This is a genomic window from Sphingomonas sp. DC5200-1 (assembly GCF_049897245.1).
Classification (GTDB): domain Bacteria; phylum Pseudomonadota; class Alphaproteobacteria; order Sphingomonadales; family Sphingomonadaceae; genus Sphingomonas; species Sphingomonas aquatilis.
Genome location: NZ_JAFCVW010000002.1, coordinates 259,700 through 285,332, shown reverse-complemented (window position 1 = coordinate 285,332; position 25,633 = coordinate 259,700). Strand labels below are relative to the sequence as shown.

20 protein-coding genes are annotated in these 25,633 nt (G+C 68.3%); 9 read left to right on the top strand and 11 right to left on the bottom strand.

The window, feature by feature from the left end; genetic code table 11:
* The first annotated feature begins 106 nt into the window (after positions 1 to 106).
* Positions 107 to 1,504, top strand: coding sequence for a Na+/H+ antiporter NhaA (gene nhaA, locus ACP7A3_RS04645; protein ID WP_426255173.1), 1,398 nt, complete (start codon positions 107 to 109; stop codon positions 1,502 to 1,504).
* Here nhaA and treY read toward each other — a convergent pair.
* The 7 genes from treY to ACP7A3_RS04610 all read right to left on the bottom strand — a co-directional run bounded on the left by treY (position 1,478) and on the right by ACP7A3_RS04610 (position 10,885).
* The gene (gene treY / locus ACP7A3_RS04640) at positions 1,478 to 3,772 is read right to left on the bottom strand and encodes a malto-oligosyltrehalose synthase (protein WP_426255174.1); all 2,295 of its coding nucleotides are present in this window, start codon (positions 3,770 to 3,772) and stop codon (positions 1,478 to 1,480) included. The genes nhaA and treY overlap by 27 nt on opposite strands.
* On the bottom strand, positions 3,769 to 5,664 hold the full coding sequence (gene malQ, locus ACP7A3_RS04635) for a 4-alpha-glucanotransferase (protein WP_426255175.1): 1,896 nt from the start codon (positions 5,662 to 5,664) through the stop codon (positions 3,769 to 3,771). The genes treY and malQ overlap by 4 nt, the downstream gene beginning before the upstream one ends.
* A complete protein-coding gene (gene treZ, locus ACP7A3_RS04630) occupies positions 5,661 to 7,355 on the bottom strand; it encodes a malto-oligosyltrehalose trehalohydrolase (RefSeq protein WP_426255176.1) in 1,695 nt (564 codons plus the stop codon). Before treZ ends, malQ begins: the two co-directional genes overlap by 4 nt.
* Positions 7,352 to 9,475, bottom strand: coding sequence for a glycogen debranching protein GlgX (gene glgX, locus ACP7A3_RS04625; protein WP_426255177.1), 2,124 nt, complete (start codon positions 9,473 to 9,475; stop codon positions 7,352 to 7,354). The genes treZ and glgX overlap by 4 nt, the downstream gene beginning before the upstream one ends.
* 106 nt (positions 9,476 to 9,581) lie before the next feature.
* Positions 9,582 to 9,824 carry a hypothetical protein gene (locus tag ACP7A3_RS04620; RefSeq protein WP_017979728.1) on the bottom strand — a complete coding sequence of 81 codons (243 nt, stop codon included), beginning with the start codon at positions 9,822 to 9,824 and terminating at the stop codon, positions 9,582 to 9,584.
* A 235-nt stretch (positions 9,825 to 10,059) separates the two neighbouring features.
* Positions 10,060 to 10,617 (bottom strand): DNA-3-methyladenine glycosylase, encoded by a 558-nt coding sequence (locus ACP7A3_RS04615; protein ID WP_426255178.1) that lies wholly within the window; start codon positions 10,615 to 10,617, stop codon positions 10,060 to 10,062.
* Between the two features lie 16 nt (positions 10,618 to 10,633).
* Positions 10,634 to 10,885, bottom strand: a complete 252-nt coding sequence (locus tag ACP7A3_RS04610) for a glutathione S-transferase N-terminal domain-containing protein (protein ID WP_426255179.1) — start codon at positions 10,883 to 10,885, stop codon at positions 10,634 to 10,636.
* Positions 10,886 to 10,958: 73 nt separating this feature from the next.
* On the opposite strand from ACP7A3_RS04610, the gene ACP7A3_RS04605 reads away from it, so the two are divergent.
* A complete protein-coding gene (locus tag ACP7A3_RS04605; protein ID WP_426255180.1) occupies positions 10,959 to 11,330 on the top strand; it encodes a reverse transcriptase-like protein in 372 nt (123 codons plus the stop codon).
* Between the two features lie 19 nt (positions 11,331 to 11,349).
* Here the strand turns inward: ACP7A3_RS04605 and ACP7A3_RS04600 are convergent, their stop codons facing one another.
* On the bottom strand, positions 11,350 to 11,955 hold the full coding sequence (locus ACP7A3_RS04600; RefSeq protein WP_426255181.1) for a DUF4142 domain-containing protein: 606 nt from the start codon (positions 11,953 to 11,955) through the stop codon (positions 11,350 to 11,352).
* 132 nt (positions 11,956 to 12,087) lie between these two features.
* Between ACP7A3_RS04600 and ACP7A3_RS04595 the strand changes: the two genes are divergently transcribed.
* Positions 12,088 to 12,504, top strand: coding sequence for a DUF3597 family protein (locus ACP7A3_RS04595; RefSeq protein WP_426255182.1), 417 nt, complete (start codon positions 12,088 to 12,090; stop codon positions 12,502 to 12,504).
* Between the two features lie 41 nt (positions 12,505 to 12,545).
* On the top strand, positions 12,546 to 13,046 hold the full coding sequence (locus ACP7A3_RS04590) for a methylated-DNA--[protein]-cysteine S-methyltransferase (protein WP_426255183.1): 501 nt from the start codon (positions 12,546 to 12,548) through the stop codon (positions 13,044 to 13,046).
* A 34-nt stretch (positions 13,047 to 13,080) separates the two neighbouring features.
* On the opposite strand, the gene ACP7A3_RS04585 is transcribed toward ACP7A3_RS04590, so the two are convergent.
* Positions 13,081 to 16,083: a PAS domain-containing protein gene (locus tag ACP7A3_RS04585; RefSeq protein ID WP_426255184.1), complete on the bottom strand. Its 3,003-nt coding sequence runs from the start codon at positions 16,081 to 16,083 to the stop codon at positions 13,081 to 13,083.
* 104 nt (positions 16,084 to 16,187) lie between these two features.
* Here ACP7A3_RS04585 and ACP7A3_RS04580 point away from each other — a divergent pair, with 104 nt between their 5' ends.
* Both ACP7A3_RS04580 and ACP7A3_RS04575 read left to right on the top strand, forming a co-directional pair.
* A complete protein-coding gene (locus ACP7A3_RS04580) occupies positions 16,188 to 17,255 on the top strand; it encodes an enoyl-CoA hydratase/isomerase family protein (protein ID WP_426255185.1) in 1,068 nt (355 codons plus the stop codon).
* Positions 17,256 to 17,268: 13 nt separating this feature from the next.
* Positions 17,269 to 18,045, top strand: a complete 777-nt coding sequence (locus ACP7A3_RS04575) for an enoyl-CoA hydratase (protein ID WP_426255186.1) — start codon at positions 17,269 to 17,271, stop codon at positions 18,043 to 18,045.
* A 98-nt stretch (positions 18,046 to 18,143) separates the two neighbouring features.
* Here ACP7A3_RS04575 and ACP7A3_RS04570 read toward each other — a convergent pair whose 3' ends face one another.
* Both ACP7A3_RS04570 and ACP7A3_RS04565 read right to left on the bottom strand, forming a co-directional pair.
* A complete protein-coding gene (locus ACP7A3_RS04570; RefSeq protein WP_043059146.1) occupies positions 18,144 to 18,419 on the bottom strand; it encodes an XRE family transcriptional regulator in 276 nt (91 codons plus the stop codon).
* Positions 18,420 to 18,466: 47 nt separating this feature from the next.
* Positions 18,467 to 21,517 (bottom strand): TonB-dependent receptor domain-containing protein, encoded by a 3,051-nt coding sequence (locus tag ACP7A3_RS04565; RefSeq protein ID WP_426255187.1) that lies wholly within the window; start codon positions 21,515 to 21,517, stop codon positions 18,467 to 18,469.
* Positions 21,518 to 21,884: 367 nt separating this feature from the next.
* Between ACP7A3_RS04565 and ACP7A3_RS04560 the strand changes: the two genes are divergently transcribed.
* The 3 genes from ACP7A3_RS04560 to ACP7A3_RS04550 all read left to right on the top strand — a co-directional run bounded on the left by ACP7A3_RS04560 (position 21,885) and on the right by ACP7A3_RS04550 (position 25,628).
* Positions 21,885 to 22,667 carry an enoyl-CoA hydratase-related protein gene (locus ACP7A3_RS04560; RefSeq protein ID WP_426255341.1) on the top strand — a complete coding sequence of 261 codons (783 nt, stop codon included), beginning with the start codon at positions 21,885 to 21,887 and terminating at the stop codon, positions 22,665 to 22,667.
* Between the two features lie 70 nt (positions 22,668 to 22,737).
* The gene (locus tag ACP7A3_RS04555) at positions 22,738 to 24,231 is read left to right on the top strand and encodes an efflux transporter outer membrane subunit (RefSeq protein ID WP_426255188.1); all 1,494 of its coding nucleotides are present in this window, start codon (positions 22,738 to 22,740) and stop codon (positions 24,229 to 24,231) included.
* Entirely contained in the window at positions 24,231 to 25,628 is a 1,398-nt protein-coding gene (locus ACP7A3_RS04550) for an efflux RND transporter periplasmic adaptor subunit (RefSeq protein WP_063686002.1), read from the top strand. Before ACP7A3_RS04555 ends, ACP7A3_RS04550 begins: the two co-directional genes overlap by 1 nt.
* The last annotated feature ends 5 nt before the right edge of the window (positions 25,629 to 25,633 follow it).

Genomic DNA, 25,633 nt, shown 5'->3' with positions numbered 1-25,633 from the left:
ATTAAGCGCGGAATGGTTAACAGGCTGATGACGTTGCGCTTCGGCTACGGAACGCACGCGCGGCTGAGCCGTATGGGGGGTGGCACTTACGCCATCAGGAGATCGCATGGGCCTTGCTCCGCGCCTGTCCGGGCGGGTGGAAGCCCGGGCGCATCATTCCCCCGCCGCGCGTATCCTGGAGCGGATCGGGCCCTTCTTCGCGATCGGCGAAGTGTCCGGCGGGCCGTTGCTGATCGCGTCGCTCATCGCGCTGATCGTCGTCAATTCGCCCTGGGGTGCGGATTATGTCCGGCTGTGGGATCGGCCGATCCGGCTGAGCTATGGCGCTTGGGCGTTCGCGCGGCCGGCGGCGGAATGGGTCAACGACCTGCTGATGCCGCTGTTCTTCCTGATCATCGGGACGGAGGTGAAGCGCGAGTTCGTCAAGGGATCGCTCGCGTCGCGCAAGACCGCGCTGTTTCCGGTGGCGGGCGCGATCGGCGGGCTGGTGGTGCCGGTGGCGATCTATCTGGCGTTCAACTGGGGCACGCCGACCGCGCACGGCTGGGGCGTGGTGGCGGCGATGGATACCGCGTTCAGCCTGGCGGTCGTCGCGATGTTCACGACGCGATTGCCACCGGCCGTGCGTGCGGTGCTGCTGGCGTTCGCGGCGATCGACGATGTGTTCGGGCTGCTAGTGATCGCCTTCGCCTATACCGCGTCGGTGCAGCCGGTGTTCCTGGGGGTGGCGGCCGCGGCCTATCTGGGCATCATCGGACTGCTGCGGCTGCGCTGGGTGGCGTCGATCCCCTATGTGCTGCTCGGCGCCGTGGTGTGGATCGGTATCTTCGGGTCGGGCGTGCATCCGACGATCGCGGGTGTGGCGGTCGGTCTGTTGCTGCCGACGCGGTCGCGGCTCAGCCATGGCGACTTCGCCGAGCGCGTCGAGCGGCCCTTGGACGAGTTGCGCGCGGCGCAATCCGAACAGGCGCGTGCGGGTGACGCCGCGGAGGCGGAGGAAAAGGAGGAAGCGGTCGAGGCGAAGCTGGGGTACATCCACGAAATGGTCGCGGCGACCGACGAGGCGGCGGATCGGCTGGTGCGTATCCTGACGCCGTGGGTGTCCTATGTCGTGCTGCCGCTGTTCGCGCTGTCCAACGTGCGCATCCATTTGTCGCCCGACGCGATTGCCGAGGCGCTGCACGCACCGCTGAGCCTGGGCATCATCGCCGGCCTGGCGATCGGCAAGCCGCTGGGCTTCATAGGGTCGACATGGATCGCGACACGCGTCCTGGGCGCGCGCCTGCCCGATGGGGTGACGTGGCGGATGGTGCTGGGGATCGGTGGCGTCGCCGGGATTGGCTTCACGCTGTCGCTGTTCATCACCGAACTCGCCTTCACCGACGTGGCGCAGACCGAGATGGCGTCGCTGGCGATCCTGTGCGCCTCGCTGGTGTCCGGCCTGTTCGGCTATGCCATCTTCTGGCTGGCGACGCGCTCAGCCGAGCGCGTACCAGACCGGTGAGGCGGTGAAGAGGTCGGTGGCGGCGCAGGTGGTGCCGTCGGCGAAGCGGATCGTCGCGTCCGGAACCTCGGTGCCGCGGATCAGCGCGGCGACGCGCAGCGTGGCGCCGGCATGGTGGCGGCTGAAGGCGAGGATGCGGTCGCTGCCCTCCACCTGTGCCGGACGATAGTCGCCGTCGGCGAACAGCGCGGGCGCGGCACGGCGCCGGGCGAGCAGGTCGGCGATCAGGCGGAACTTGGCCGGTGCGTCGGGGGTGTCGAGCAGCGCCTGTCGCTGCGCATAATCGACGGGGCGGCGGTTGTCGGGATCGACCAAGCTGAGGTCGGCAAGCTCGGTGCCCTGATACAGGTCGGGCACGCCGGGTACGGTGTAGCGGAGCAGCGTCTGGATCAGCGTGTTGGCGTCTGCAATCGGCGCAAGGTCGGCGACGAAGGCGGTAACCTCCGCGACGAATCGCGGGTCGGAGAGGAAGGCATCGGTCAGCGCGGCGGCGGCGGCTTCATAGGCCTCATCCGGGGCTTCCCATGACGAGCGCAGGCGTGCTTCGCGCAGGGCCTTTTGCTGCCAGGCCTTGATGCGGTCGGCGAAATCGGGCGTCGCGCCCTCGTCCGGCCAGGCGCCGACGATGGTCTGGAGCAGCATGTAGCGGTCGGCGCCCGAGACGTCGTGATCCCAGGCCCAGGAGAGCTGGTCCCATGCCTCGACGCGGGTGCGCCAAGCGTCGGGCATGACGCTGAGCGCGGCGAGGCGGGCGCGGACGTCCTCGCCGCGCTTGTGGTCGTGCGTCGCGGTGGTGAGCATCGCATGCGGCACGTCGCGCGCGCGCGCGGTCATCAGCGCGTGGAAGGCGTCGACGCCGACGCCGAGGATCGTCGCATCGAAGCCGACGTCGTTGCGCGAGAGCAGGCGGCCGGAACGGTAGAAGGCGGTGTCCTCGACCGATTTGGCGGCGATCGGCGCGGAAAGCTGCTGGAAGCGACGGACCGCGTCGGCCGCGTCGCCTGGCCCTTCACCGGCGAGCCACGCGAGGATCGCATCGACGACATGCGCCTCGCCCGGCGGGATGAGGTCGGCGACGCGTTCGCGCACCGCGCCGCGGATCGCGGCGTCGCTGGCGGGGGCGGCATCGCCGGTGCCGTAGGTGCGATAGACGGGGAAGACCCACAACAATCGCTCGATCGCGCGGCGCAGCATCGCGGGCGTGACGGCGGCATCGGTGTTGAGTGCCACGAAGGCGGCGACGCAGGCGTCGAGCTGCCCCGCAAATTGCCAGGCGAGCAGGTCCTGCCGTGCGGCGAATTCCTCGCTTTCGAAATCGAGGTAGCGGTGGCTCATGTCCTGCCACACTTCCTCGAGCGGCAGCGCGCCAAGCGGTTCGTGAATCAGCGTCGCGACCTGTTCCATGAAGTCGTAGCCGCTGGTGCCGTCGACGCCCCAGCCCACGGGCTGGCCTTCACCGGCGCCGAGGATCTTCTCGATCACGATCCAGGCATCGGGGCCGAGGCGGTCGCGCAGCGTGCGGCAATAGCCGATCGGGTCGGTAAGGCCGTCGACGTGATCGATGCGGACGCCGTCGATCAGCCCTTCGTCGTACAGGCGGACATAGAGCGCGTGCGTCGCCTCGAACACGGCGGGGTCTTCGATGCGGACGCCGGCGAGGTCGTTGACAGTGAAGAAGCGGCGCCAGTTGAGCAGGTCGTTGGCGGTGCGCCAGCTGGCGAGGCGGTAATGCTGGCGGTCGAGTAGCGCGGAGAGGTCGGCGGTGTTGCCCCGGTCTTCGGGGCGGATCGGAAAACGATGTTCGCCATAGGCGACGATATGATCGCCCTCGACCGCGATGTCGCCGTTGGCGAGCGCCGTGTCGAGCGTATCGCCGAGGACGGGGAGCAGGATCGGGCGGGTCCAGTCGATGTCGAAGACGCGGGCGTGTTCGCTCGCCTGTCCGCGGGCGAGGACGTCGTTCCACCAAGCGTTGCCGCCCCCGGCGACGCCCATATGGTTGGGGACGATATCGATGATCAGCCCCATGTCGCGCGCCTTGAGCGCGGCGACGAGGCTGCGGAAAGTGTCCTCGCCGCCGAGTTCCGGATTGATCCTCGTGGGGTCGATGACGTCGTAGCCGTGCATCGAGCCGGCTGCCGCGGTGGTGATCGGCGAGGCGTAGATGTGGCTGATGCCGAGTCGGTCGAGATACGGCACCAGCGCCTCGGCGTCGGCGAAGGTGAAGCCCTTATGGAATTGCAGGCGATAGGTGGCGCGGGGGCTCATGCGGGGCTCTTGTGCGAGAGGATGGCGGTGCGGCGGGCGACCTCGGGCCGGGCGAGCAGCGCCTCGGTCGTGTCGGGCATGCGGCGGCGCCAATTGGGATGTTCGTCGGTCGTGCCGGGCAGATTGGGCTGTTCCTCGATCCCGACCAGATCCTCGAGCGGGACGATGGTGAGCGGGCAGGGTGCCTGTGCGGTGAAGGCGAGCGCGGCGTCGATCGCGGGCGCGGCATCGTGCGGCACGGGGCCGCTGGCGACGCCGGCCTGCGTGGCGGCAGTCCATAGCGCCTTCCTTTCGCCGATGCGGCGGAGGCGATCGCTGGGTTCGTCGCTGTCGCTGCGCTTCAGCTTGTGCGCCCAGGTGATGTCGCGCCCGGTCCACCAGCCGGCGAGCGTCGCGGTGTCGTGCGTGCCGGTCATCGCCACGGCGCACGCGTCCCATGCCTTGGCGGGGGTAAAACTCTTCGCGTCGCGTTCGAAGGGCAGGACGCGCATCCCGTAGATACCACGCGCGGTCAGCGTGTCGCGGAAGCCGGGCGGCACGGTGCCGAGGTCCTCGCCGATGACGATCGCGTTCGCCCGATGCGATTCGATGGCGAGGATGCGGAGCAGATCGGTGAAGGGCATGGCGAGATAGGCGCCGTCGCCGGGCTTGCCGCCCTCTGGAATGACCCACAGGCGGCACAGGCCGAGGGCGTGGTCGATCCGGATGCCGCCCGCGTGCGCCAGGCCTGCGCGGACGGTGCGGATGAAGGCGTCGAAGCCGGTGCGGCGCAGCGCGAACGGGCAGAGCGCGGTGATGCCCCAATTCTGCCCCTGCGGGCCTAACGGATCGGGCGGCGCGCCGATCGACAGGCCGGTCAGCAGGTCGCTGCGGCGGCTCCACGCATGGCTGCCGCCCGCGTCCATGCCGACGGCGAGGTCGGCGATCAGGCCGATCCGCATCCCGGCGTCGCGCGCGGCGGCCTGCGCGTCGGCAAGGCCGGTGTCGGCGCGCCATTGCAGGAAAGAAAAGAAACGAACGGCGTCGGCATGCTCCCGCGCGAAGGATCCGACAGCCGGGGCGGTGGGATCGTCATAGGCGGTGGGCCAGTCCTGCCAGCCATGCGCGCCATTCTCTGCGAAGAAATGGGCGTGCAGCGCGTCGTAAAGGGCGTGCTGCTGCCAGTCGGGGCGGCGGGCGGCGGCGGCGTCGAAGCGGGCGATCTCGTCTGGGGTTGCGCGCTCGAAGGCGTGGCGCAGCGCGGCGAGGCGGCGGGGGAGGGCGGACTGCCAGTCGATCAGTGCGCCGGAGTCCGCGTCATCGTCGGCGACGCTGGCGAGCAAGGCGTGGTGGACCAGCCGGCTCGACGGGGCATAGGGGCTGAAGCGCGACGGGTCGGCGGGGAAGAGCGCATGCGTCGGGCTGATCGCCAGCGCGTCGGCTCCGGCACCGGCAAAGGCACGGGCGGCCTCGGCAAGACTGGCGAAGTCGCCATATGGGGCGGTGCGCGATCCGCGCAGCGCCGGGATCTGAACGGCTGGACCCCAGCTATGGCCGGGCGGCGCGGGAATGCAGCGACGCGGTGCAACGGCGAGGGTGACGGCGCCGCGCGCGGTGTCGAGCCGGTGATAGCCGGGTTCGCCGATCGGCGGGATGGTGCCGTCGGACGCGACCTGCACGATGCGCTGGGGGCCATGTTCCAGCGCCAGCGTCGCGGCGCCGGGTGCGGCGGTGGTGACGATGGGCATGCCGACATCGGCGGTGACGAAGGTCGCCTCGCCGTCGGTCGAGCGGTCGAGCCGGTCAAGAATGGCGCGGAGCGTATCGTCGGCGACGGTGCGCTGGCGGCCGGTCGCATCCTCCCAGTGTACCGCGATGCCGGCAGCCTTGGCGCGTGCGGCAAGATCGCTCATCGCGCGATCCAGGCGGCGAAGCGGTCGCCCTCGGCGTGCAGCAGGTCGCCGTTGTCCCCGGCAAGCGGCGCGGGCGTGTCGGCGAGGTCGAGCGCGATGGTGAGCGTGCTGCCGTCAGCCAGACGCCAGCGGGCGGTGACCGCGGCGTCGCCGGTCGCCTCCGCACCGATCGCCATCGCGCCGGCAAGGTGGGGGACGATGTGGCTCATGCGCAGCGCGATCAGGTCGCGATACAGCGCACACCATGTGGCGGCGTCGGGGCCGCGCTCGGGCCGCGATGCGTCGAAGGTGCTGCGGGCGTTGGGATCGGGAATGCGTTCGCGCGCCTGCGGATCGACGAAAGCGTCGAACTTGGCGAATTCCTTGCGCCGCCCCTCACGCACCGCATCGGCGAGCTCGTCGTGGAAGTCGGTGAAGAACAGGAAGGGCGTCTGGCTGCCGTCGGCGTCGCCCATGAACAGCAACGGGATTTGCGGGGCGAGCAGCAGCAAGGCGGTCGCGGCCCGCAGCTTGGCGGGATCGGTCAGCACGGTCAGACGCTCGCCGAGCGCGCGATTGCCGATCTGGTCGTGGTTCTGGAGGAACGACACGAAGCGGGTCGGCGACAGGTGCGCGCTGGGCGTGCCGCGCGGCGTGCCGTCGTGGTTCGCCGATCCTTCGCCCTGATAGATGAAGCCGTCCGCCAGGCAGCGGGCGAGGCGTTCGGCCGGGCGATCGGCGAAGTCGGTGTAATAGGCGCTGGTTTCGCCGGTCAGCAGGACGTGCAGGACATTGTGGAAATCGTCGTTCCACTGCGCGTCATATCCACCATCGCGCAGCCGTGCGGCATCGTTGCGTTCGTTTTCGAGGACGAGGTGGATGTGGCGATCGGGCAGCGCCTCACGGATCTCCGTGGCCATGGCGTCGAGGAAGGCGTCGTCGGCGATGGCGTGGACCGCGTCGAAGCGCAGGCCGTCGATGCGATAGTCGCGCAGCCACATCAGCGCATTGTCGACGAAGAAGCGATGCACCGCCGCCTCGTGCATCGCGACCGCGCCGCCCCAGGGCGTGTGGACCTCGGCATCGAAGAAGCCCGCGGCATATTGGCCGATGTAATTCCCGTCGGGACCGAAGTGATTGTAAACGACGTCGAGGAAGACGGAGAGGCCGAAGCCGTGCGCGGCGTCGACCAGCGCCTGCAGATCGGCGGGGGCGCCGTAGCTTTCGTGCGGCGCATAGGGCAGTACGCCGTCGTAGCCCCAGCCGCGCGTGCCGCCGAAAGCGCCCACGGGCATGAGTTCGATGGCGGTGATGCCGGTCGCGGCGATGGCGGGGAGCTGATCGATGACGCCGCGAAAGCCGCCGAGCAGGCCGGGGTGCAGCTCGACGTGCACCATTTCTTCCCACGGCCGCCCGCGCCAGTCGGCGACGGTCCAGGGATAGGCCGGGTCGATGACGAGGCTCCAGCCATGAACGCCACCAGATTGCGCGCGGGACGCAGGGTCGGGGACGACCGTGTCGCCGATACGGAAGCGATAGCGCGTGCCGGCAGGGGCCTGCGTCGTGGCGACGAACCAGCCGTCGTCGCCCGCCTCCATATCGACCGGCGGGGCGCCGTCGATCTCCAGCTCGACGCCAGCAACGTCCGGCGCCCAGAGCGCGAAGCGGGTGCGCCCGTCGTCGAGCGGCGTCGCGCCCCAGCGGGTGGTCATGCCTGGTCCTCGAACGCGCCAGTCCAGGTGAGGAGGACCGCGCCTTGCGGCGAAACCTCATAGGCGTCCTCGATCTCCACCTCGCCCTGATCGGGCTTGGCGCTATCGATCAGGACGATGCGCGTCGCGTGCGGCGGGGGAAGGTGGAAGGTGACGGGATCGGGCGAACCGTTGAGCAAGAGCGATACGACGTCCAGCTCGCCGGCCGCATTGCGGCTGGCCCGGCGCATCATCAGCGCGCGGCCCTCGGGGTTCTGCCAGTCGTCCGCGCTGAGCTGCTGCCCGCGCTCGTCCCACCATTCGATGTCGTTGACGCCCTGTCCGGGCGTATCCTGCCCGTAGAGGAAGGTCGGCGCGCGCAGCACGGCATAGCGGCGGCGCAGGTCGGTCAGGCGCGCGACGAAATCGATCTGCGTCTGGCCTTCGGGCGTCGCCGCGGCGTCCCAATCGAGCCAGCTGATCGCATTATCCTGGCAATAGGCGTTGTTGTTGCCCTGTTGCGTGCGACCGAACTCATCGCCCGCGACCAGCATCGGCGTGCCGAGCGAGGCGAGCAGCGTCGTCAGCATCGACCGCTGCACGCGTCCACGCGCGTCGTTGATCGCGGGATCGTCGGTCGGCCCTTCGTGGCCCCAGTTGCGCGAATGGTTGTTGTCGTGGCCGTCGCGATTGTCCTCGCCGTTCGCTTCGTTGTGGCGCTCTTCGTACATCACCGTGTCGGCGAGGGTGAAGCCGTCGTGCGCGGACAGCAGGTTGATGCTCGCCCAGGGACGGCGCGAGCGCCGGTCGAACAGGTCGCCCGATCCCGACAGGCGCGCGGCGAGATCGGCGCGCTGGCCGGCGTCACCGCGCCAGAACTGGCGAACGGTGTCGCGATATTTGTCGTTCCACTCCGCGAAGCCGGGCGGGAAATTGCCGAGCTGATAGCCGCCGGGGCCGACGTCCCACGGTTCCGCCATCAGCTTCAGGCGGCCGAGTACCGGGTCCTGCCGGACGACGTCGAAGAAGGCGGCACCGGGATCGAAGCCATGCTCTTCACGCCCCAGCGTCAGGCCGAGGTCGAAGCGGAAGCCGTCGATGCCGAAGCTGGTCGCCCAGTAGCGCAGGCTGTCGGTCACCATCTGGATGACGCGCGCCTTGCTGAGGTTCAGCGTGTTGCCAGTGCCGGTGTCGTTGATGCTGTAGCGCGGCTGGTCCTTGACCAGGCGGTAGTAGCTGGCGTTGTCGAGCCCGCGCCACGACAGGGTGGGGCCCTTTTCACTGCCTTCGCAGGTGTGGTTGTAGACGACGTCGAGGATCACCTCGATCCCTGCCTTGTGCAGGCGATGGACGGCGCGACGCAGCTCGTCCTGGCTGTCCGACGCCATATACGCCTGTTCCGGGGCGAAGAAGCCGAGCGTGTTATAGCCCCAATAGTTCTTCAGGCCCTTCTCCTGGAGGAAGCGGTCCTGCGTGAAGCTGTGGATTGGCAGCAGTTCGAGCGCGGTGACGCCGATGCGCTTGAGGTGCGCGATGACCGCGGGGTGGCCGAGGCCGGCATAGGTGCCGCGCTCGTTCGGCGGAACCAGCTCCATCAGCTTGGTCAGACCCTTCACATGCGCTTCGTAGATGACGGTGTCGGACCAGGGGGTGTTGGGCTTGGTATCGCGCGACCAGTCCCAATGATCGTCGACGACGACCGCCTTCGGCATGGCGGGCGCGCTGTCGCGCTTGTCGAAGGACAGGTCCTCCTTCGGATGGCCGACCTTGTAGCCGTGCAGCGCGTCGGTCCATTTGATCTGGCCGTGCAGCTTGCGGGCATAGGGATCGAGCAGCAGCTTGTTGGGATTGAAGCGGTGGCCGTTCTCGGGCTCGTAGCGGCCATGCGCGCGATAGCCGTAAAGCAGGCCCGGGCCGGCGTCGGGCAGATAGCCGTGCCACACCTCGTCGGTGCATTCGGGCAAGGCGATGCGCTTCAGCTCGCGCTTGCCGGTGGCGTCGAACAGGCACAGCTCGATCGCATCGGCATTGGCGGAATAGACCGCGAAATTGACACCGAGGCCGTCGAACGTCGCGCCGAGCGGATAGGGCGAGCCGGCGTCGAGCCGGTCGGGCAGGCTGTGCAAGATGAGGACCCCCATGATGTGTGCGTGCGAGAACGCAGGCGCAGCATGGAAGGTCCCCGTCGATCGCAGCCCGGCCGCACATCCCGCCATGAGGCGGGCGTGCGGTCGGCATTCCGGAGGATCACTTGCCGGGCAGCGGATCGATACCGTCGGTGCGCCATTGGCCGAGCAGCTTGCAGGTCTTGGTGGGGATGCGCGTGCCGGTCGGGTAATCGACGATGCAGACGCGCGGGTTGTAGCGGCCCTTGGCGGGCTGGGCGGCGGCGTCGCTCTGGCCGGCGGCGGGCGCTGCGGGGGCCGGGGCCGGCGCGGCGGCGGGCGTGGTGATCGACAGGATGGCGGCGGCGAGCGTGGTGGCGAACATGGACTTTCCTCCCAAAGGCGACAGCCCGATGCGGCTGCGACTGTGGTAGTGCATTATGCATGCCAAACACTGAAATGGCGAAAATCTGCGGTTTTGTCCATTTGGTGAGGTGCGAAACACGCCGAAAGCTGGTGTATCTTGCCGATCGTCGGCGGCTTTGGCGTGGGCGGTTTGAGCCGCCCACCCTGCATCGTTGCTTCGCTGCGCTCGCAATGACGGATCGACCGTTGTCCCTCTAACGCGCAGGCCGGCTGAGGTAGCGCGAACCGGCGAGGCAGAAGCGCCATGGCGTGTCCACCGCGCGGGTGATGCCGATGCGCGGGCCGGCGTGCAAAGGCGCTGCGCTGGGGGCGGGGATCAGCGTGAAGGGTGGCGCATCGATCGGGGCGTGATCGAGCCGCGCATTTATGCCGAGAGCTTGGCATAGTCGCCCCGGGCCGGCGCAGAGCAGGCGCGGATCGGCGAGGCCGCGGCGCGCGATCATCGTATCGAGGCCGTGCGTGGGTTCGAGCGCGCGGATCAATACCGCGCTGCCGGGCGCGCACACGATATTGAAGCACCAGTGGATACCGTAGCTGCGGTAGACATAGGCGCGTCCCGCCGGCCCGAACATCGCGGCGTTGCGCGGCGAGGGGCCGCGCGCGCTGTGCGAGGCGGGATCGTCGGCGTCATAGGCCTCCGTCTCGACGATCGTGCCGCCGACGCCATCGACCAGCAGGGTCGCGCCGATCAGCGCCCGCGCGACCTGTTCGACGTCACGATCGAAGACGGCGGCGGCGGCGGGCGCCGGCATGGCGCGGGTGTCGCGCTCAGTCGACCTTGGCGAGCCAGCGCTCCAGATCGTCACTGCCGCCGATCACCTCTCCGTCGATCTCGATCAGCGGCGTGGTCGCGAGGCCGCGCTCCGCCTTGAACGCGTCGACCTCTTCGCGGGTGCGCAGGATATGATCCTCGACCTCAAACCCTTCGGATTGCAGGATCCGCTTGGCGCGTACGCCGAACGGGCAGATATGGTCGGCAAGCACCATCCGGTGCAACACGGCCTTGCGGGTATCGGTCATGACGGCTCCTGACGAATCTGCGGTGTTCGGGGACATAAAGGTGGAGGGCCAGCGCCGTTCCGCAAGGGAGCGGATGACGCTGTATTTCGACGGCGGCGCGCGCGGCGTTCCGGCGCGGATGGAGATCGGCGTGGTGGCGCATGGCCGCAGCTACATTCGGGACGACATCGGCGTCGGCGACAATTGCACGGCGGAATGGCTGGCGCTGCGCTATGCCGCCGCGATCGCCATCGCCGCGGGCGCGCGCGACGTGCTGTTCATCGGCGATGCGCGGACCATCGTCGAACAGGCATTGGGGCGTTGGGCCTGCCGCAGCCCGCAACTGCTGCCGCATCGTGACGCCTGGGTACAGGCGCGCGAGGGCTTCGATCGCGTCCATGTCCGCCATGTGCCGCGATCGAAGAACCTGGCTGGCATCGCGCTCGCGCGGCGTCATCCGCGCTGAGCGTGATGCCGGGCGTGGCTTAGGCCTTCAGCGCCTTTGCCATGTTGAGGTGCGCCGCGACGGTGGGGGCGAGGCCCGAGGCGAAGGTCTTCAGCGCAGGCACGTCGCCCGTCGCACCATAGGCGGTCAGCATGTCATAGGCCTGCTGGTGCGCCTGCTGCTGTGCCGCGATATAGGCGGTGTCGAAGGCGGTGCCGGTCAGGCCCTTCAGTGAATCGAGCTTCGCCTGTTGATCGGCGTTGAGCGTCGGATCGGGCGTGATCGCCGGGCTGAGGCCCGAAACGGTCGCCTTCAGCTTGTCCGTCGACGCGGTATGGGCGGCGATCATCTGATTGGCGTATTTCTTGATCGCGGCCGACGAGCTGTTGTCGAGCGCGAGCTTCGAACTGGCGATTTCGAACGCGTCGCTTGCCGCCGCGGTGTTGACGAAGGTCTGGCCGGCGGCGGGACGCGAGGCGGCACCCATGTTGGCGCCGGTCGCACCGGCATTGGCCGCGTCGAAGCCCGCGGTGTCGTTCGCCATCGTGGCGTCCGCGCTGTTGGCGGTGTCGGTACGCGATCCGCAGGCGGACAGCGCCAGCGCGAGCGCTGCGGCCGACGCGATCCCCATGAAATTCTTAGACATTGTCCACTCCCTCAATTCGGGGTGGCCAACGTTCGGACGCGGCGCTGCGTTCCGGCGCGGGGAGCATTCGGCGCGGATCGACGTTTGAGGGCGCGACGGTCGCTGCTTCGGCGACGCAACGGGAGCATGACGATGAGCATCTTCGGCAGCATCATGAGCAAGGTTTTCGGCCACAAGCCCGCCGCATCGGCCGCCCCGACCCCGGCACCGGCCCAGGCTGCTCCGCAGGCACCGCAGCCAACCTCTGCGCCGCCGCAGGCCCCTGCCGCCACCGCGCCGACGCCCGCAGCGCCGGTCGATGTCGGCGCGGTGCTGGCGGAAATGGCGACGATGAAGAATGGCGGAGGCAATTACCAATCGTCTATCGTCGATTTGCTGAAGCTGCTCGACCTCGACTCCAGCCTCGCCGCGCGGCGTGAGCTGGGGCAGGAACTGGGCGTCCATGCGGGCGAGGACGGCAGCGCCGAACAGAATATCGCGTTGCACAAGGCGGTGATGGCGAAGCTGGCCGAGAATGGCGGCATCGTGCCGGATTCGCTGCGCAACTGACGGGCTTTCCCGATGTCGGCGTTCGGGTTAGTGCGGACGCCATGACGCTCGCCGCCATGCGCCTCGATTCCCCCGTGGGTGTTCTGACGCTGGTGGCGAGTGACGTCGGGCTGGTCGCCGTGCTGTGGCCGGATGACGATCCGCGGCGCGTGCCGCTGCCCGCGATCGTCCAGCATGACGACCATCCGATATTACGAGCTGCGACCGCGCAGCTGACGGCCTATTTCGCGGGTGAGCGGCGGGTGTTCGACGTACCGCTCGATATGCGCGGCACCGACTTTCAAAAGGCGGTGTGGGCGGCGCTGCTGACCATCCCCTATGGCGAAACCCGCAGCTATGGCGCGATCGCGCTGGCACTGGGCCGGCCCGATGCGTCGAGGGCCGTCGGCGCGGCGAACGGGCGCAACCCGATCTCGATCATCGTGCCCTGCCACCGCGTCGTCGGATCGACGGGCAAGCTGACCGGCTTTGCGGGCGGCATGACGGCGAAGGCGCAGTTGCTGGCGCTGGAACGACGCGACGGCGAACTGCCGTTCGGCTGAGGGCGCGTTTGCCCCGTACCGTCAATCCGCCTCGTCAGTCCGCCTCGCGTTCCAGCTTGCGCGCCTGCACCGGCGTCTCGCCCGTTCGCGCTGCGGCGATGGCGGCCTGGAGCGCATCGGCACCATAAGGTTTGGCGAGCAGCACCGCGCCGGTGCCCGGGGGCACACCCGCCGTGTCGCCGGTCGCGAAGACGATGCCGACGCCCGGACGCAGATCGCGCGCGCGGGCCGCGAAGGCCGGGCCGGAGGCGCCGGGCAGATTGACGTCGGTGACCAGCACGTCGATCGGCACGGTCTGGAGCGCCGTGGCGGCATCCTCTGCACTCGCCGCATCGACGACGACATAGCCGCAGGCCTGTAGCATTTCGGCGGTGGTCGCGCGGATCACCTCGTCATCCTCGACCAGCAGTACGGTGACCTGTCCCGCCGCACCCGCGGCGCTACGCAGCGGGGCCGGCGCCGTGGTCAGGTCGCGCGCGGCGAGGCTGGCGCTGCGCTGGCGCTGGTTGGCCAGCACGGTGCGGAACTTCCGGGCCAGCGCCTCGCGCGTGTACGGCTTCGACAGCAGCTCGACGCCGGCGTCGAGGCGGCCGCCATGCACGATCGAATTTTCGGTATAGCCGCTGGTGAACAGCACCGCGAGTTCGGGCAGCCGCTCCTTCGCCTTGCGCGCAAGCTCAGGGCTCTTCAGCGTGCCGGGCATCACCACGTCGGTGAACAGCATGTCGATCGGGATGCCGCTTTCGATGACGCTGAGCGCGCTTTGCGCGTCCACCGCCTTCAGCACGCGATAGCCGAGATCACCCAGCATCTCGACCACGGTGGCGCGCACCTCGTCGTCGTCCTCGACGACCAGCACCGTTTCGGTGCCGCCCTCGATCGCACCGGTGTTGACGATGACCTCGACATCCTCGCTGTCCATGCTGCGCGGCAGGTACAGTTTGATCGTCGTGCCGTGGCCGGGCTCCGAATAGATTTTTACATGGCCGCCCGATTGTTTGACGAAGCCATAGACCATGGAAAGGCCAAGGCCCGATCCCTTGCCCTCAGACTTGGTCGAGAAGAAGGGTTCGAAGACCTTGTCGACGATGTCGGGCGTCATGCCGGTGCCCGTGTCGCTGACCGCGAGCATGACATACTGGCCCGGCTCGACCTCGTCATGCGTGCGGGCATAGTCGTCGTCGAGATGCGCGTTGGACAGTTCGATGGTCAGCTTGCCCTGGCCGCTCATCGCGTCCCGCGCGTTGATCGCGAGGTTGAGCAGCGCATTCTCGATCTGCGCAGGATCGATGAAGCAATTCCACAGGCCGCCGCCGAACACCGTCTCCACCTCGACGCCCTCGCCGATCGCGCGGCGCAGCATGTCGTCCATGCCTTGGACGAAGCGGGTGACGTTGACGACCTTGGGCTCGAGCGCCTGACGCCGGCCGAAGGCGAGCAGCTGCGCGGCGAGCTTCGACCCGCGCGAAACGCCGGCCATCGCATTGGCGACGCGGCGTTCGGCACGATCGTTGCCGGCGATATCCTTGGCGAGCAGCTGAAGGTTGCCCGACACGACCTGCAGCAGATTGTTGAAATCGTGCGCGACGCCGCCGGTCAGCTTGCCGATCGTCTCCATCTTCTGCGCCTGGGCCAGCGCCGCCTCGGCGCGGCGACGCTCGCCGATTTCGGAGATGACGCGCGCTTCGAGATGTTCGTTGAGGTGGCGCAGCTGTTCCTCGGCCCGTTCGCGATGGCGGACCTGGCGTTGCAGATGCTCGGCCTGATCGCGCAGCGACTGTTCGGCGGCGCGCTGTTCGGTGATGTCGGTATGGACGCCGACCCATTCGACGATCTCGCCATCGGCACCCGTGATCGGCTGCGCGCGGATAAGGCAGTTGCGCCACGCGCCGTCATGGCGGCGGACGCGATGTTCGAACACGAAGACCGATTTGGCGGCGACCGCGGCATTCCAAGCCGCGACGGTCGCGTCGGCATCCTCGGGATGGACGGCGTTCGCCCAGCCATAGCCGGCATAGTCTTCGCGCGATTGCCCGGTCAGAGCCGCCCAGCCGGGCTGCTCGCCGGTCATCTGACCATCCCGCGAATTGGTCCACAAGACGCCGTGGACCGCCTCCATCGCGCCGCGGAAGCGGTCGTTGCTGCGACGGATCGCCGCTTCGCGTTGCGCGCGCTCCTCGACATCGGTCACCAGGACATGGATGCCCAGCACGTCGCCATCGTCACCGACGCGGGGGATGTACCGGATGTCCGCGCGGTGGAAACTGCCATCGCGATGCGGCAGACGTCCTTCCGATGCAATGGGTTCACCGGCGAGCGCACGTTCGACCAACGGCAGGCGCTCGGCGTAGCTCTCCTCGCCCAGCACCTCGCGCAGATGGCACCCGATCATCTGATCCGGCGTACGGCCGAACCACTGCTGATAGGCGCCGTTGGCGAAGCGGTAGACCAGATCGCGGTCGAGATACGAGATGAGGACCGGCAACGCGTCGGTGATGGTGCGCAATTCGGCGACGCTGTGCGCGACCGCCACCTCCGCGCTGACGCGCGCGGTATTGTCGATCACCGTACACATCGCGCCGCCGACCGTGCCGTCGTCGAGGTAGACGGGGGTGTAGAACAGGTCGAAGAAGAAGGTCTGCGGTACGCCGTCGCGCAGCAGCGTCATCGGCTGGTCGCGATAGGCGACGACCTCTCCGGTCGCGGACCGTTCGAGGATCGCGCGGTTCCAGTCCCAGATTTCGGGCCAGACGCCTTCGGCGGTGCCGCCGAGCGCCGCCGGATGCTTGTCGCCCGCGATGGCGGTGTAGGCGTCGTTGTAGATCAGGACGTTGGCCGGCCCCCACATCAGCACCTTGGGCACCGGCGAGTTGACGATATTGGCGACCGTCGTACGCAGCGCACCCGACCAGCCGGCAACCGGCCCCAGCGGAGTCGCGGACCAGTCATGATCGCGGATCAGCGCACCGCACTCTCCGCCGCCGAGCGGCCATCGGGGGGCGGAATCAAGGGTCTGTTTTGGACGCAACGCGGGCATGCTGTTGAAATGGGCCGGGGTCGGGCGCGAGTCAAACCCTTAGGCAGGCCAATTCGTCGGATCGGTATGGACGCGCGGCCTGCCGCCCGGCAAAGCTCGCCGCCATGACCCAGGATGTTTTGATCGAGATCAATGGCGCGCTCGGGCGGCTGCGGTTGCACCGACCACGCGCGCTGCATGCGCTCAACATGGCGATGTGCGAGGCGATGCTCGCGGCGCTGGAGGATTGGCGTACCGATGCCGACATCGCGGCGGTGATGATCGACCACGCGCCCTCGGCGGACGGCGATCCGAAGGGCGCGCGCGGCTTCTGTGCGGGCGGCGATATCCGCATGCTCGCCGACAGCGGCGCGGGCGATGGCGCAGCGGCGCGGGCCTTTTTCCATACCGAGTACCAGCTCAACCACCGGCTGTTCGCTTATGCCAAGCCGACCGTCGCGTTCATGGACGGCGTGACGATGGGCGGCGGCGTCGGCATCGCGCTGCCGTGCCGCTATCGCGTCGCCACCGAGAATACGAAGTTCGCGATGCCGGAAACGGGGATCGGCCTGTTCCCCGACGTCGGCGGTGGTTGGTATCTGTCGCGCCTGCCGGGGCGGATCGGCCAGTTCATCGCGCTGACCGGCCACCGGCTCGACGGGGCGGAGGCGCACGCGCTGGGCCTGGCGACGCATTATCTGCCTGCCAGCGCGCTGCCCGAGGTGAAGGCGGCGATCGCCGCCGACCCGCACGGTATCGATGCGATCCTGACAGCGGCGAGCGTCGCGGCCCCGCGTGCGGGGCTGCTCGACCATCGTGCCGACATCGACCGGCTGTTCGCGTCCGACACGTTGGAAGAGGTGTTCGCGGCGCTGGAGGCGGATGGTGGTGACTTCGCCGCGCAACAGCTTGCGATCCTCAAGACCAAGTCGCCGCAGTCGATGAAGGTGTCGCTGCGCCTGCTCTACGACGGCAGCCTGATGCAGAGCTTCGCCGACGAAATGCGCCAGGAATATGCGGTCGCGACGCATGTCGTGCAGCGCCACGATTTCCTGGAAGGCGTGCGCGCGGTGATCGTCGACAAGGACAATAGCCCGCGCTGGAACCCGGCGACGCCGGAGGCCGTGACCGATCACCTGATCGACCAGATCTTCGCACCTTTGCCGCCCGCCGAGGCGTGGACGCCGAATTAAGGAGAGGCCCCCTATGTCCGATTACAAGACCATCCTCGTCGAGCGGCGCGATGCCGTGACGCTCATCACGCTCAACCGGCCGGAGGCGCTGAATGCGCTGAATGCGCAGGTGCTGGCCGATCTGCTGGCGGCGCTTGCGGCGTTCGACGCCGACGCAAGCCAGGGCTGCGCGGTGCTGACCGGCAGCGCCAAAGCGTTCGCGGCGGGCGCGGACATCAAGGAAATGGCGGCGATGGACTTCGCCGCCATGTACGGGACGAACCATTTCGCCGGCTACGAGCGGCTGACGCAGACGCGCAAGCCCGTGATCGCGGCGGTGGCCGGCTATGCGCTGGGCGGCGGCTGTGAGCTTGCGATGATGTGCGACTTCATCCTCGCCGCCGACACCGCCAAATTCGGTCAGCCCGAAGTGAAGCTGGCGGTCAGCCCCGGCATGGGCGGATCGCAGCGCCTTGCCCGCGCGGTCGGCAAGGCGAAGGCGATGGAGATGTGCCTGACGGGACGGATGATGGATGCCGCCGAGGCGGAGCGCGCCGGCCTCGTCAGCCGGATCATCCCGGCGGCCGATCTGGTCGAGGAGGCGGTGAAGACCGCCGCGTCGATCGCCGCGATGGCGCCGCTCGCCGTGCTGGCTAACAAGGAGATGGTGAACGCCGCGTTCGAAACGCCACTGGCACAAGGCATCCAGTTCGAGCGGCGGCTGTTCAACGGACTGTTCGGCACGGCGGATCAGAAGGAGGGCATGGCGGCCTTCGTCGAAAAGCGGCCGGGGAATTGGTCCGGGCGGTAGGCCCGCTCTGCCGGCCCCTGTAGGGGACGGGCCGGTTTCCAGTCCGTTATTGCGAGCGGAGCGAAGCACGTTTCGCTCGCGACAACGAATCCCGAGCCTCATTGCGCGTCAGGCCAAGCCGGCGCGAGTGCCACCTCCACCGACACATCGGCGCCGGCGCGCGACAGCATCGTGATCAGCGACGCGATCGAAATCCGGCGGTTGTCGTGATTGAGGATGTTGTTGAGCGTCGAGCGCCCGATACCGAGCCGCGCGGCCGCGGTCGATTGCGGCACCTGCCACGCCTTAACCTGATCGGCCAGGGCCAGGCGCAGGTTTGCCCGGATCGCTTCGGCTCGGGCGTCGCAGGGCGGTTGGGGATCGATCGTCGTCATGAGAAACAAGGAAGACCCCAGGTTGCCCCGGAGCCTTCCGATACAGGTCAGAACTTGACGTTGACGTTCGCGAAGAACGACCGGCCGACATAATCATAGCCCGAATAGAGTGGGGCGTTGCCGATGGTCGTGAACCCGATGGAGGTGATCCGCGGGGGCTTCGTGTCGAGCAGGTTCCGCACGCCGAAGGTGAACTGGTACCTCTTCTGCACGTTGAACTGCACCGACAGCTGGTGGAGGACGTAGCCGTCCGCTTCCAGGAAGTAATTGTCGCGATACTGCTGGACCAGCGCCGGATCGGTGATGCCGGTCAAATTGTCGAATGCGAAGTAATTGTACGTCTTGTTGTGGTCACCGCCGATCCAGTCGAGCCCGTAGCGGACCGTCATCGGACCGACGGTGTAGTTGGCGTCGAAGTTGCCGACCCATTCCGGCGAGGTGACGATGCCGTTGGCGTCGGTCAGGAATTCCTCGGGGAACAGGCGGGTCGACTGTTCGGTGTATTTGGTGACGTTCGCGTTGAAGACGAACTTGCCGCCGAACAGGTTGCGGGCGTAGCGGCCGTTGAACTCGTAACCCTTCACGATGTTTTCGGACAGGTTCACGAAGCTGCTGGTGACGGTAAGCGCCTGATTGGCGTCACGCTGCACGAAGCGGCAGAACCCGGCGTTCGCATCGAAATTCGGGTTGCTGTAGCAGCGCGACAGGATCGTCGCACCGGACAGGTCCGACACGCCGTTGTCGACCTTCACGTCGAAATAGTCGAGCGACAGCGACAGCTGGCCGACCGATTCCGGCAGGCGCGGACGCAGCACCGCGCCGACCGTCCAGTTGGTCGAGGTTTCCGCGCTCAAGCCCGCCTCTGCCCCACCGACGCGGAACGAGGTGATGCTGTTGCGCTGTTCGAAGTCCGCCGGCAGGCCGATCGAGGCGCAGTTGCGCGCGATGATCTGCTGGTTGGGCGACTGCTGCGCGAGCACCGGCAGGCCGCTGCACGGGTCCGAGTTGGTCGGCAGGAAGCCGCTGGTCGCGCCCAGGAACTGTTCGGCGAGCGCCGGCGCGCGATACGACGTGCCGTAGCTGCCGCGGAAGCCGAAGCCGCGGAACGGTTCCCACTCGGCCGAGACCTTGTAGGTCGTGCCCGAGCCGTAGGAGGCGTAATCGGTGTAGCGGCCCGATGCGGTAACGTTCAGGCGATAGGCGAAGGGCAGGTCCTGCAGCAGCGGCAGGAAGATTTCGCCGAACGCTTCCTTGACGTTGTCCTTGCCGACCGTCGGCGTCGCGGCGGTCAGGCCGTACAGATTGCCGTTGATCGAATTGAGGTCGGGCTGGTCGTTGATGCTCTGGCGACGGTGCTCGACGCCCAAAGCCAGCTGCGCATCGCCGCCCGGCAGCTTGAACAGCGGGCCGTCGATGTTGAAGGCATAGGTCGTCTCGCGGAACGCCGTCGTGCCGCGGGTATTCGCCAAGATGTAGTTGCGGAAGTTCTGCGGCAGCTGGCCGCCGATCACCGCCGCGGTCAGCGCCGGTGCGGCTACGCACTGCGGATTGGACGCGGCGCTGGCGCAGCTAAACGTGCCGTCGGGGTTGGCGACGACGTTGAGCGAGTTGGCCAGGCGATCGATCAGGAACGACTGACCGGTGTAGACGCCATCGTTCCACGACTTGCCGACATAGGCGTCATAGCGCCAGCCGGGGAAGAAAAAGTCGCCGCGGATGCCGCCCGAGGCGCGGACGTAATCGACGGTCTGCGCGTCTTCGGTCAGGCCGAAGCCGATAAAGGCGCGCGCCGCGATGATCTGGCCGCTCGACGTGTTGGTCGGGTTGGCGAACGAGCCGTTGCGGATGTTCGCCGGGAGCAGCGGGCTGCCCTGGAGATAATCGAGCGACAGCTGGCGATACAGCGGCGATCCCGACTTGCGGCGGGTGCCGAGCAGTTCGCCGTAGAGTTCGGCGTTGCCCAGCGCTTCCAGCTTGTAGGTCGCCGACAGATAGCCCGTGTAGGTTTCGACGCCGGTGACGAGCGGTTCGCGCTGCATCGCCGGATCGAACGTGTCGCGATCGTAATTGCCGACGCCGAGATAGCCGGGGAACGGCCCGGTGGTGACGCCGGGGGCGGGGACGAAGCGGTTGAAGTTGCCGAGCACGCCGCTGGTCCGGCCGATCGCCTGACGCGTCGGCAGGCCGAGCGTGTTGATCGTGGTGCCGCCATTGTCGATCGTGAAACAGTTGCGCGGATCGCCGACCGGGAAGGGATCGCCCGAGCCGAACGCCGACCCCTCGCCATCGAGGAAGCCGCCGATCGGGCAGTTGAAGAACGGCACGTCGCCGCGGGCAAGGGCGTTGCGCTTGCGATATTCGAGCGAGCCGACGATGCCGAGGCGATCGGTCTGCATGCCGAAGCTGGCGCTGGCGCGGCGATCGACGCCGGCGCCGACCGCGGGCACGTTGGTCTGCAGGTCGAGCTGCAGGCCGGTCAGCGCCTTGTCGGTGATGATGTTGACGACGCCCGCAACCGCGTCCGAGCCGTAGACCGACGAGGCGCCGGACTTCAGCACTTCGATCCGGTCGATGATCGCAGTCGGCAGCACGTTGAGGTCGGCGGCGACCACCGAACCGCGCGTGCCGCCCGGCGCCAGGCGGCGGCCGTTGAGCAGGATCAGCGTGCGGTTGGGGCCGAGGCCGCGCAGGCCCAGCGTGTTCGCGCCGGTGCCGCCGTCGGTGACGAAGCCGCCATAGGTGTTGTTGATCTGCGACGTGCCCTGCGTGATCGCATTGCTCTGCAACGCGTCGGCGGCGCTGGCGAAGCCCGCCTGCGTGATCTCGTCCTTGCCGATAACGGTGATCGGATCGGAGACGGAGAATTCGTCGCGGCGGATGCGCGACCCGGTGACGACGATGTCGCCGCCGCTCTGCGTGTTGCTGCCTGCGTCGGCGTTGGGCGACTGCGGGTTCTGCTGGTCGGTCGGGACCTGGGTGGGATCGGGGACCGGGCTGGTCTGGGTATCGGTGGCGGTGGTCTGCGCGAACGCAGGCAAAGCAGTAGCGAGGGCGAGCGGCAGGATCGCCGTCGCCGCATAGAGATGCGACAGTTTCACGAATTAACCCCTTTGGTCCCAGCCCCTTACGGAGCCTTCTAGGGGCTATAAGATCGGTTCGCCGCATCCGGATCAAGCAACAAAATGACAGCATTATGAACGTTTCTTGGCATTGTGATATGTATGCAACATTGTCTTATTATGTTGCGCTCGGGGATTGGAAAGCGTCGCGATGACGGTCTCTGGCGCATGAAAGGTCCGAATTGCTGACTGACGCCGGCGTTTCTGTCATCGCGCGTCGCATCATGGGCTGATCCGGGATCGGCCGAAGTCCCCTATGGCACCCGCTCCGCACTTCGCTATGTCTCTGGACGAGCGGCGGACGGACCGGTGGAATCGACGTCGCACGGGAGAGGAAGACGTGACCATGGCGTATGAGCATATTCTGGCCGAGCGGCAGGGCGCGGTGCTGGTGCTGACGCTCAACCGGCCCGATCGGCTGAATGCGGCGCCGCCGGCGCTGTTCGACGAACTGCGCGACGCGCTGACGCGGCTGGATGGCGCGCGGGCGGTGCTGCTGGCGGGGGCGGGGCGGGCCTTTTGTTCGGGCGCGGACGTCGGCGGCGGCGCGCTGGGCGCCGACGATCCCGGCGAGGCGACCTATGCGGCGCTGACCGACCAGTACAACCCGACGATGCTGGCGATTGCCGATCTTGGCGTACCGGTGGTCAGCGCGGTGCGCGGACCGGCGGCGGGGATCGGGTGCAGCCTGGCGCTGGCCGCGGATTTCTGCGTGGCGAGCGAGACCGCCTATTTCCTGCAGGCGTTCGTCAATATCGGGCTGGTGCCGGACGGTGGCGCGTCGTGGATGCTGCCGCGGCTGATCGGGCGGGCGCGGGCGGCGGAGATGATGTTGCTCGGCGAGCGTGTGCCGGCGGCCAAGGCACTCGATTGGGGCATGATCCACCGCGTCGTTGCCGACGAGGCGCTGGATGCCGAGGCGCTGGCGCTCGCGACGCGGCTGGCGGCGGGGCCGACGGTGGCGCTGGGCCTGATGCGGCGCGCCTTGGGCCGGGCGATGGAGAGCGACTATGCCGCAGCGCTGGCCGCCGAAGCGGATGCGCAGCGCACCGCGCGGGGATCGGCGGATTCGACCGAGGGCGGCATGGCGTTCCTGCAAAAGCGCAAGCCGGCGTTCCAGGGGCGCTAATGACGCGGACGTGACATTTTGCGACACAAAAGCGCTGGACGCGATGCGGTGTGTTGATCACACAGGACGCATGGCTCGCCTGACCGCTTCCCCGTTCGCCGCTCCGGCGCTCGCCGCGCTGGCCCTGGCGGGCTGCACCGTCGGCCCCGATTATCGCGCGAAGACGCCCGCCGAGCTGGGCGTTCCCACCGCCTATTCGGTGCCGGCGCCGGCCAGTCCCGAGGATCTGACGCGCTGGTGGTCGAACTTCGACGACCCCGTCCTCGGCCAATTGGTCGAGCAGGCGCGCGGCGCCAACACGGATATCGCCCAGGCGATCGGGCGCCTGCGGCAGGCGCGGGAGGCGCTGGTGCAGAGCCGCGCGTCGCTGCTGCCGACGCTGTCTGGGTCGGCGGGCTATCAGCGCAACGAGAATCTGCGCGGCGGTGGGCGCTCGTTCACGCTGCCCGACGGCACCGTGGTCGACACGGGTGGCGGCGGCACCAACAGCTTCTCCGCCGGCCTGTCGGCGAGCTATCAGGTCGGCCTGTTCGGCGAGATCCGCCGGACGGTGGAGGCGAGCCGCGCGCAATATGAAGCGAGCGGGTTCGACTATGCGACCGTGCTGCTGAGCGTCGAAAGCGAGGTCGCGCGCAATTACGTGCTGGCGCGCGCCTATCAGGCACAGCTCGCCAATGCGCGCGCCAGCCTGGCGATTCAGGACGACAATCTGGAGATTGCGGGGTTCCGCGTGCAGGCGGGCCTCGTCTCATCGGTCGATGTCGAGCAGGCGCGCAGCCAGCGGGCGCAGACCGCGGCGAGCGTGCCGCAGATCGAACAGCAATATGCCGCCGCCGTCGCGCGGCTGCGCGTTCTGACCGGGCAGGCGCCTGGCGCGTTGCGCAGCGCGCTTGCCGCGCCGCGGGCGATCCCGAAAGGGCCGGCGAGCGTCGGCGTCGGCATTCCGGCCGATGCGTTGCGCCGCCGCCCCGACGTGCGTAGTGCCGAGCGCACGCTGGCCGCCGCCACCGCGCGGATCGGCGTCGCCAAGGCGCAGTTGTACCCGGCGCTGGCGATCACGGGGAACATCAATAGCAACGCGACCAGCCTTACGGGGCTGGGCGATGCGATCACCGGCGGCCTGTTCGCCGGGCTGACGCAGGCGATCTTCAACGGCGGGCGGCTGCGCGCGCAGGTGCGCAGCAACGAAGCGGCGGCAGATACGGCCTTCGCCAATTACAAGGGCGTGGTGCTGCTGGCGCTCGAGGACATCGAAAATGCCATTGTCGCGCTGGATTCGGCGCGGCGGCGCGAGACGCAGTTCGCGATCGCCTATGATGCCGCCAACGCCTCGGCGATCCTGAGCCGCAGCCAGTATCGCACCGGGCTTACCGACTTCACGACGCTGAACCAGCAGGAAGCCGCGTTGCTTTCGGCGCAGAACGGTCTGACGCAGGCGCGGTCCGATCAGGCGACGGCGCTGATCGCGCTGTACGATGCGCTCGGCGGCGGCTGGGACCCCAGCATCGTGCCGCAGGCGTCCGAACGCGGCGCTACCCCCATTTTCGCAACGGAACCCCGCTGATGGCCGACGCACAGCTCGACGATTTCCTCGGCGTGAAGCCGGTGCCGGTGTGGCGCCGCTATCTGAAATGGGGGCTGGTCGCGATCGGCGTGGTGCTGCTCGCGTTGCTGCTGAAGAGCTGCTTCGGCGGTAAGGCGGAGGCGGGCTATGCGACGCAGGGCGTGGAGCGTGGCAACCTCACCGTTACCGTGTCGGCGACGGGCAAGCTCGCGCCGACCAACCAGGTGACGGTCGGCTCGCAGCTGTCGGGCCTCGTCACCAAGGTGGTGGTCGACGTCAACGATCGCGTCCGGGCTGGCCAGCCGCTCGCGCTGATCGACCCGCAGCAGATCGACGATCAGATCCGCCAGCAGCGTGCGCAGATCGCGGCGAACCAGGCGCAGGTGAACCAGGCGCAGGCGACCGTCGCCGAAAGCCGCGCGCAGCTCGCCCGGCTCGAAGAGGTGTACAAGCTGTCGAACGGGCGCGTGCCGTCGGGCACCGAACTCCAGTCCGGTCGCGCCGATTACCAGCGCGCGATTGCGGCGCTGAAGACCGCGCAGGCGAACGTCAGCGCCTCGCAGGCCCTGCTCGCGCAGAGCCAGACGCAGCGGCAGCGCGCGATCATCCGGTCGCCGGTCAACGGCGTGGTGCTGGCGCGCCAGATCGATCCGGGCGCGACCGTCGCCGCCTCGTTCAACACGCCGACGCTGTTCGTCATCGCCGAAGACCTGTCCCAGATGAAGCTGGAGGTCGCGATCGACGAGGCCGACGTTGGCGAGGTGAAGACCGGGCAGAAAGCGACCTTCACCGTCGACGCCTTCCCCGGCCGCACCTTCCCCGCGACGATCAGCCGCGTCGATCTGGGATCGAACCTGACGGTCAATTCGGCGAGCTCCACCGCGACGACGGCGACGACCGCCTCGTCGAACCAGGTGGTGAGCTATGCCGCCGACCTGACCGTCGCCAACCCGTCGTTGCAGCTGCGCCCGGGCATGACCGCGACCGCGGATATCGTGACGTCGGACAAGCAGAACGTGCTGCTCGTCCCCAATGCGGCGCTGCGCTTCAAGCCGAGCGACGGCGCGTCGGCTGGCGGATCGAGCGGCGGCATCGCCGGATCGCTCACCTTCCGCCCGCGCCGCGACCGGCCGGAGCGGACCGCGACGCTGGGCCGCGGCGCGACGCAGACCGTCTACGTCAAGGGTGCCGACGGCCAGCCGCAGCCGGTGCAGGTGACGACCGGCGACACCAACGGCACGATGACCGAGGTGCTGAGCGGCGACCTGAAGCCGGGACAGCAGGTGATCACCGGCCAGCTGGCGGGCAATGGCGACAAGGCCGGCGGATCGCGGCGCGGTGGCGGCGCGGGCGGTGCCGGCGGCGGCCGTCGCGGGGGCGGGGCCGGTGGGCAGTAAGGGGG

Bases quoted from the DNA above. Each gene is read 5' to 3' on its own strand.
- ACP7A3_RS04600 (WP_426255181.1), bottom strand. From the start codon at position 11,955: ATGTCTAAGAATTTCATGGGGATCGCGTCGGCCGCAGCGCTCGCGCTG.
- treY (WP_426255174.1), bottom strand. From the start codon at position 3,772: ATGAGCCCCCGCGCCACCTATCGCCTGCAATTCCATAAGGGCTTCACC.
- ACP7A3_RS04580 (WP_426255185.1), top strand. From the start codon at position 16,188: ATGACCCAGGATGTTTTGATCGAGATCAATGGCGCGCTCGGGCGGCTG.
- ACP7A3_RS04570 (WP_043059146.1), bottom strand. From the start codon at position 18,419: ATGACGACGATCGATCCCCAACCGCCCTGCGACGCCCGAGCCGAAGCG.
- ACP7A3_RS04590 (WP_426255183.1), top strand. From the start codon at position 12,546: ATGACGCTCGCCGCCATGCGCCTCGATTCCCCCGTGGGTGTTCTGACG.
- ACP7A3_RS04605 (WP_426255180.1), top strand. From the start codon at position 10,959: ATGACGCTGTATTTCGACGGCGGCGCGCGCGGCGTTCCGGCGCGGATG.
- ACP7A3_RS04620 (WP_017979728.1), bottom strand. From the start codon at position 9,824: ATGTTCGCCACCACGCTCGCCGCCGCCATCCTGTCGATCACCACGCCC.
- ACP7A3_RS04585 (WP_426255184.1), bottom strand. From the start codon at position 16,083: ATGCCCGCGTTGCGTCCAAAACAGACCCTTGATTCCGCCCCCCGATGG.
- malQ (WP_426255175.1), bottom strand. From the start codon at position 5,664: ATGAGCGATCTTGCCGCACGCGCCAAGGCTGCCGGCATCGCGGTACAC.
- treZ (WP_426255176.1), bottom strand. From the start codon at position 7,355: ATGACCACCCGCTGGGGCGCGACGCCGCTCGACGACGGGCGCACCCGC.
- ACP7A3_RS04555 (WP_426255188.1), top strand. From the start codon at position 22,738: ATGGCTCGCCTGACCGCTTCCCCGTTCGCCGCTCCGGCGCTCGCCGCG.
- ACP7A3_RS04595 (WP_426255182.1), top strand. From the start codon at position 12,088: ATGAGCATCTTCGGCAGCATCATGAGCAAGGTTTTCGGCCACAAGCCC.
- ACP7A3_RS04575 (WP_426255186.1), top strand. From the start codon at position 17,269: ATGTCCGATTACAAGACCATCCTCGTCGAGCGGCGCGATGCCGTGACG.
- ACP7A3_RS04615 (WP_426255178.1), bottom strand. From the start codon at position 10,617: ATGCCGGCGCCCGCCGCCGCCGCCGTCTTCGATCGTGACGTCGAACAG.
- glgX (WP_426255177.1), bottom strand. From the start codon at position 9,475: ATGGGGGTCCTCATCTTGCACAGCCTGCCCGACCGGCTCGACGCCGGC.
- ACP7A3_RS04610 (WP_426255179.1), bottom strand. From the start codon at position 10,885: ATGACCGATACCCGCAAGGCCGTGTTGCACCGGATGGTGCTTGCCGAC.
- ACP7A3_RS04560 (WP_426255341.1), top strand. From the start codon at position 21,885: ATGGCGTATGAGCATATTCTGGCCGAGCGGCAGGGCGCGGTGCTGGTG.
- ACP7A3_RS04550 (WP_063686002.1), top strand. From the start codon at position 24,231: ATGGCCGACGCACAGCTCGACGATTTCCTCGGCGTGAAGCCGGTGCCG.
- nhaA (WP_426255173.1), top strand. From the start codon at position 107: ATGGGCCTTGCTCCGCGCCTGTCCGGGCGGGTGGAAGCCCGGGCGCAT.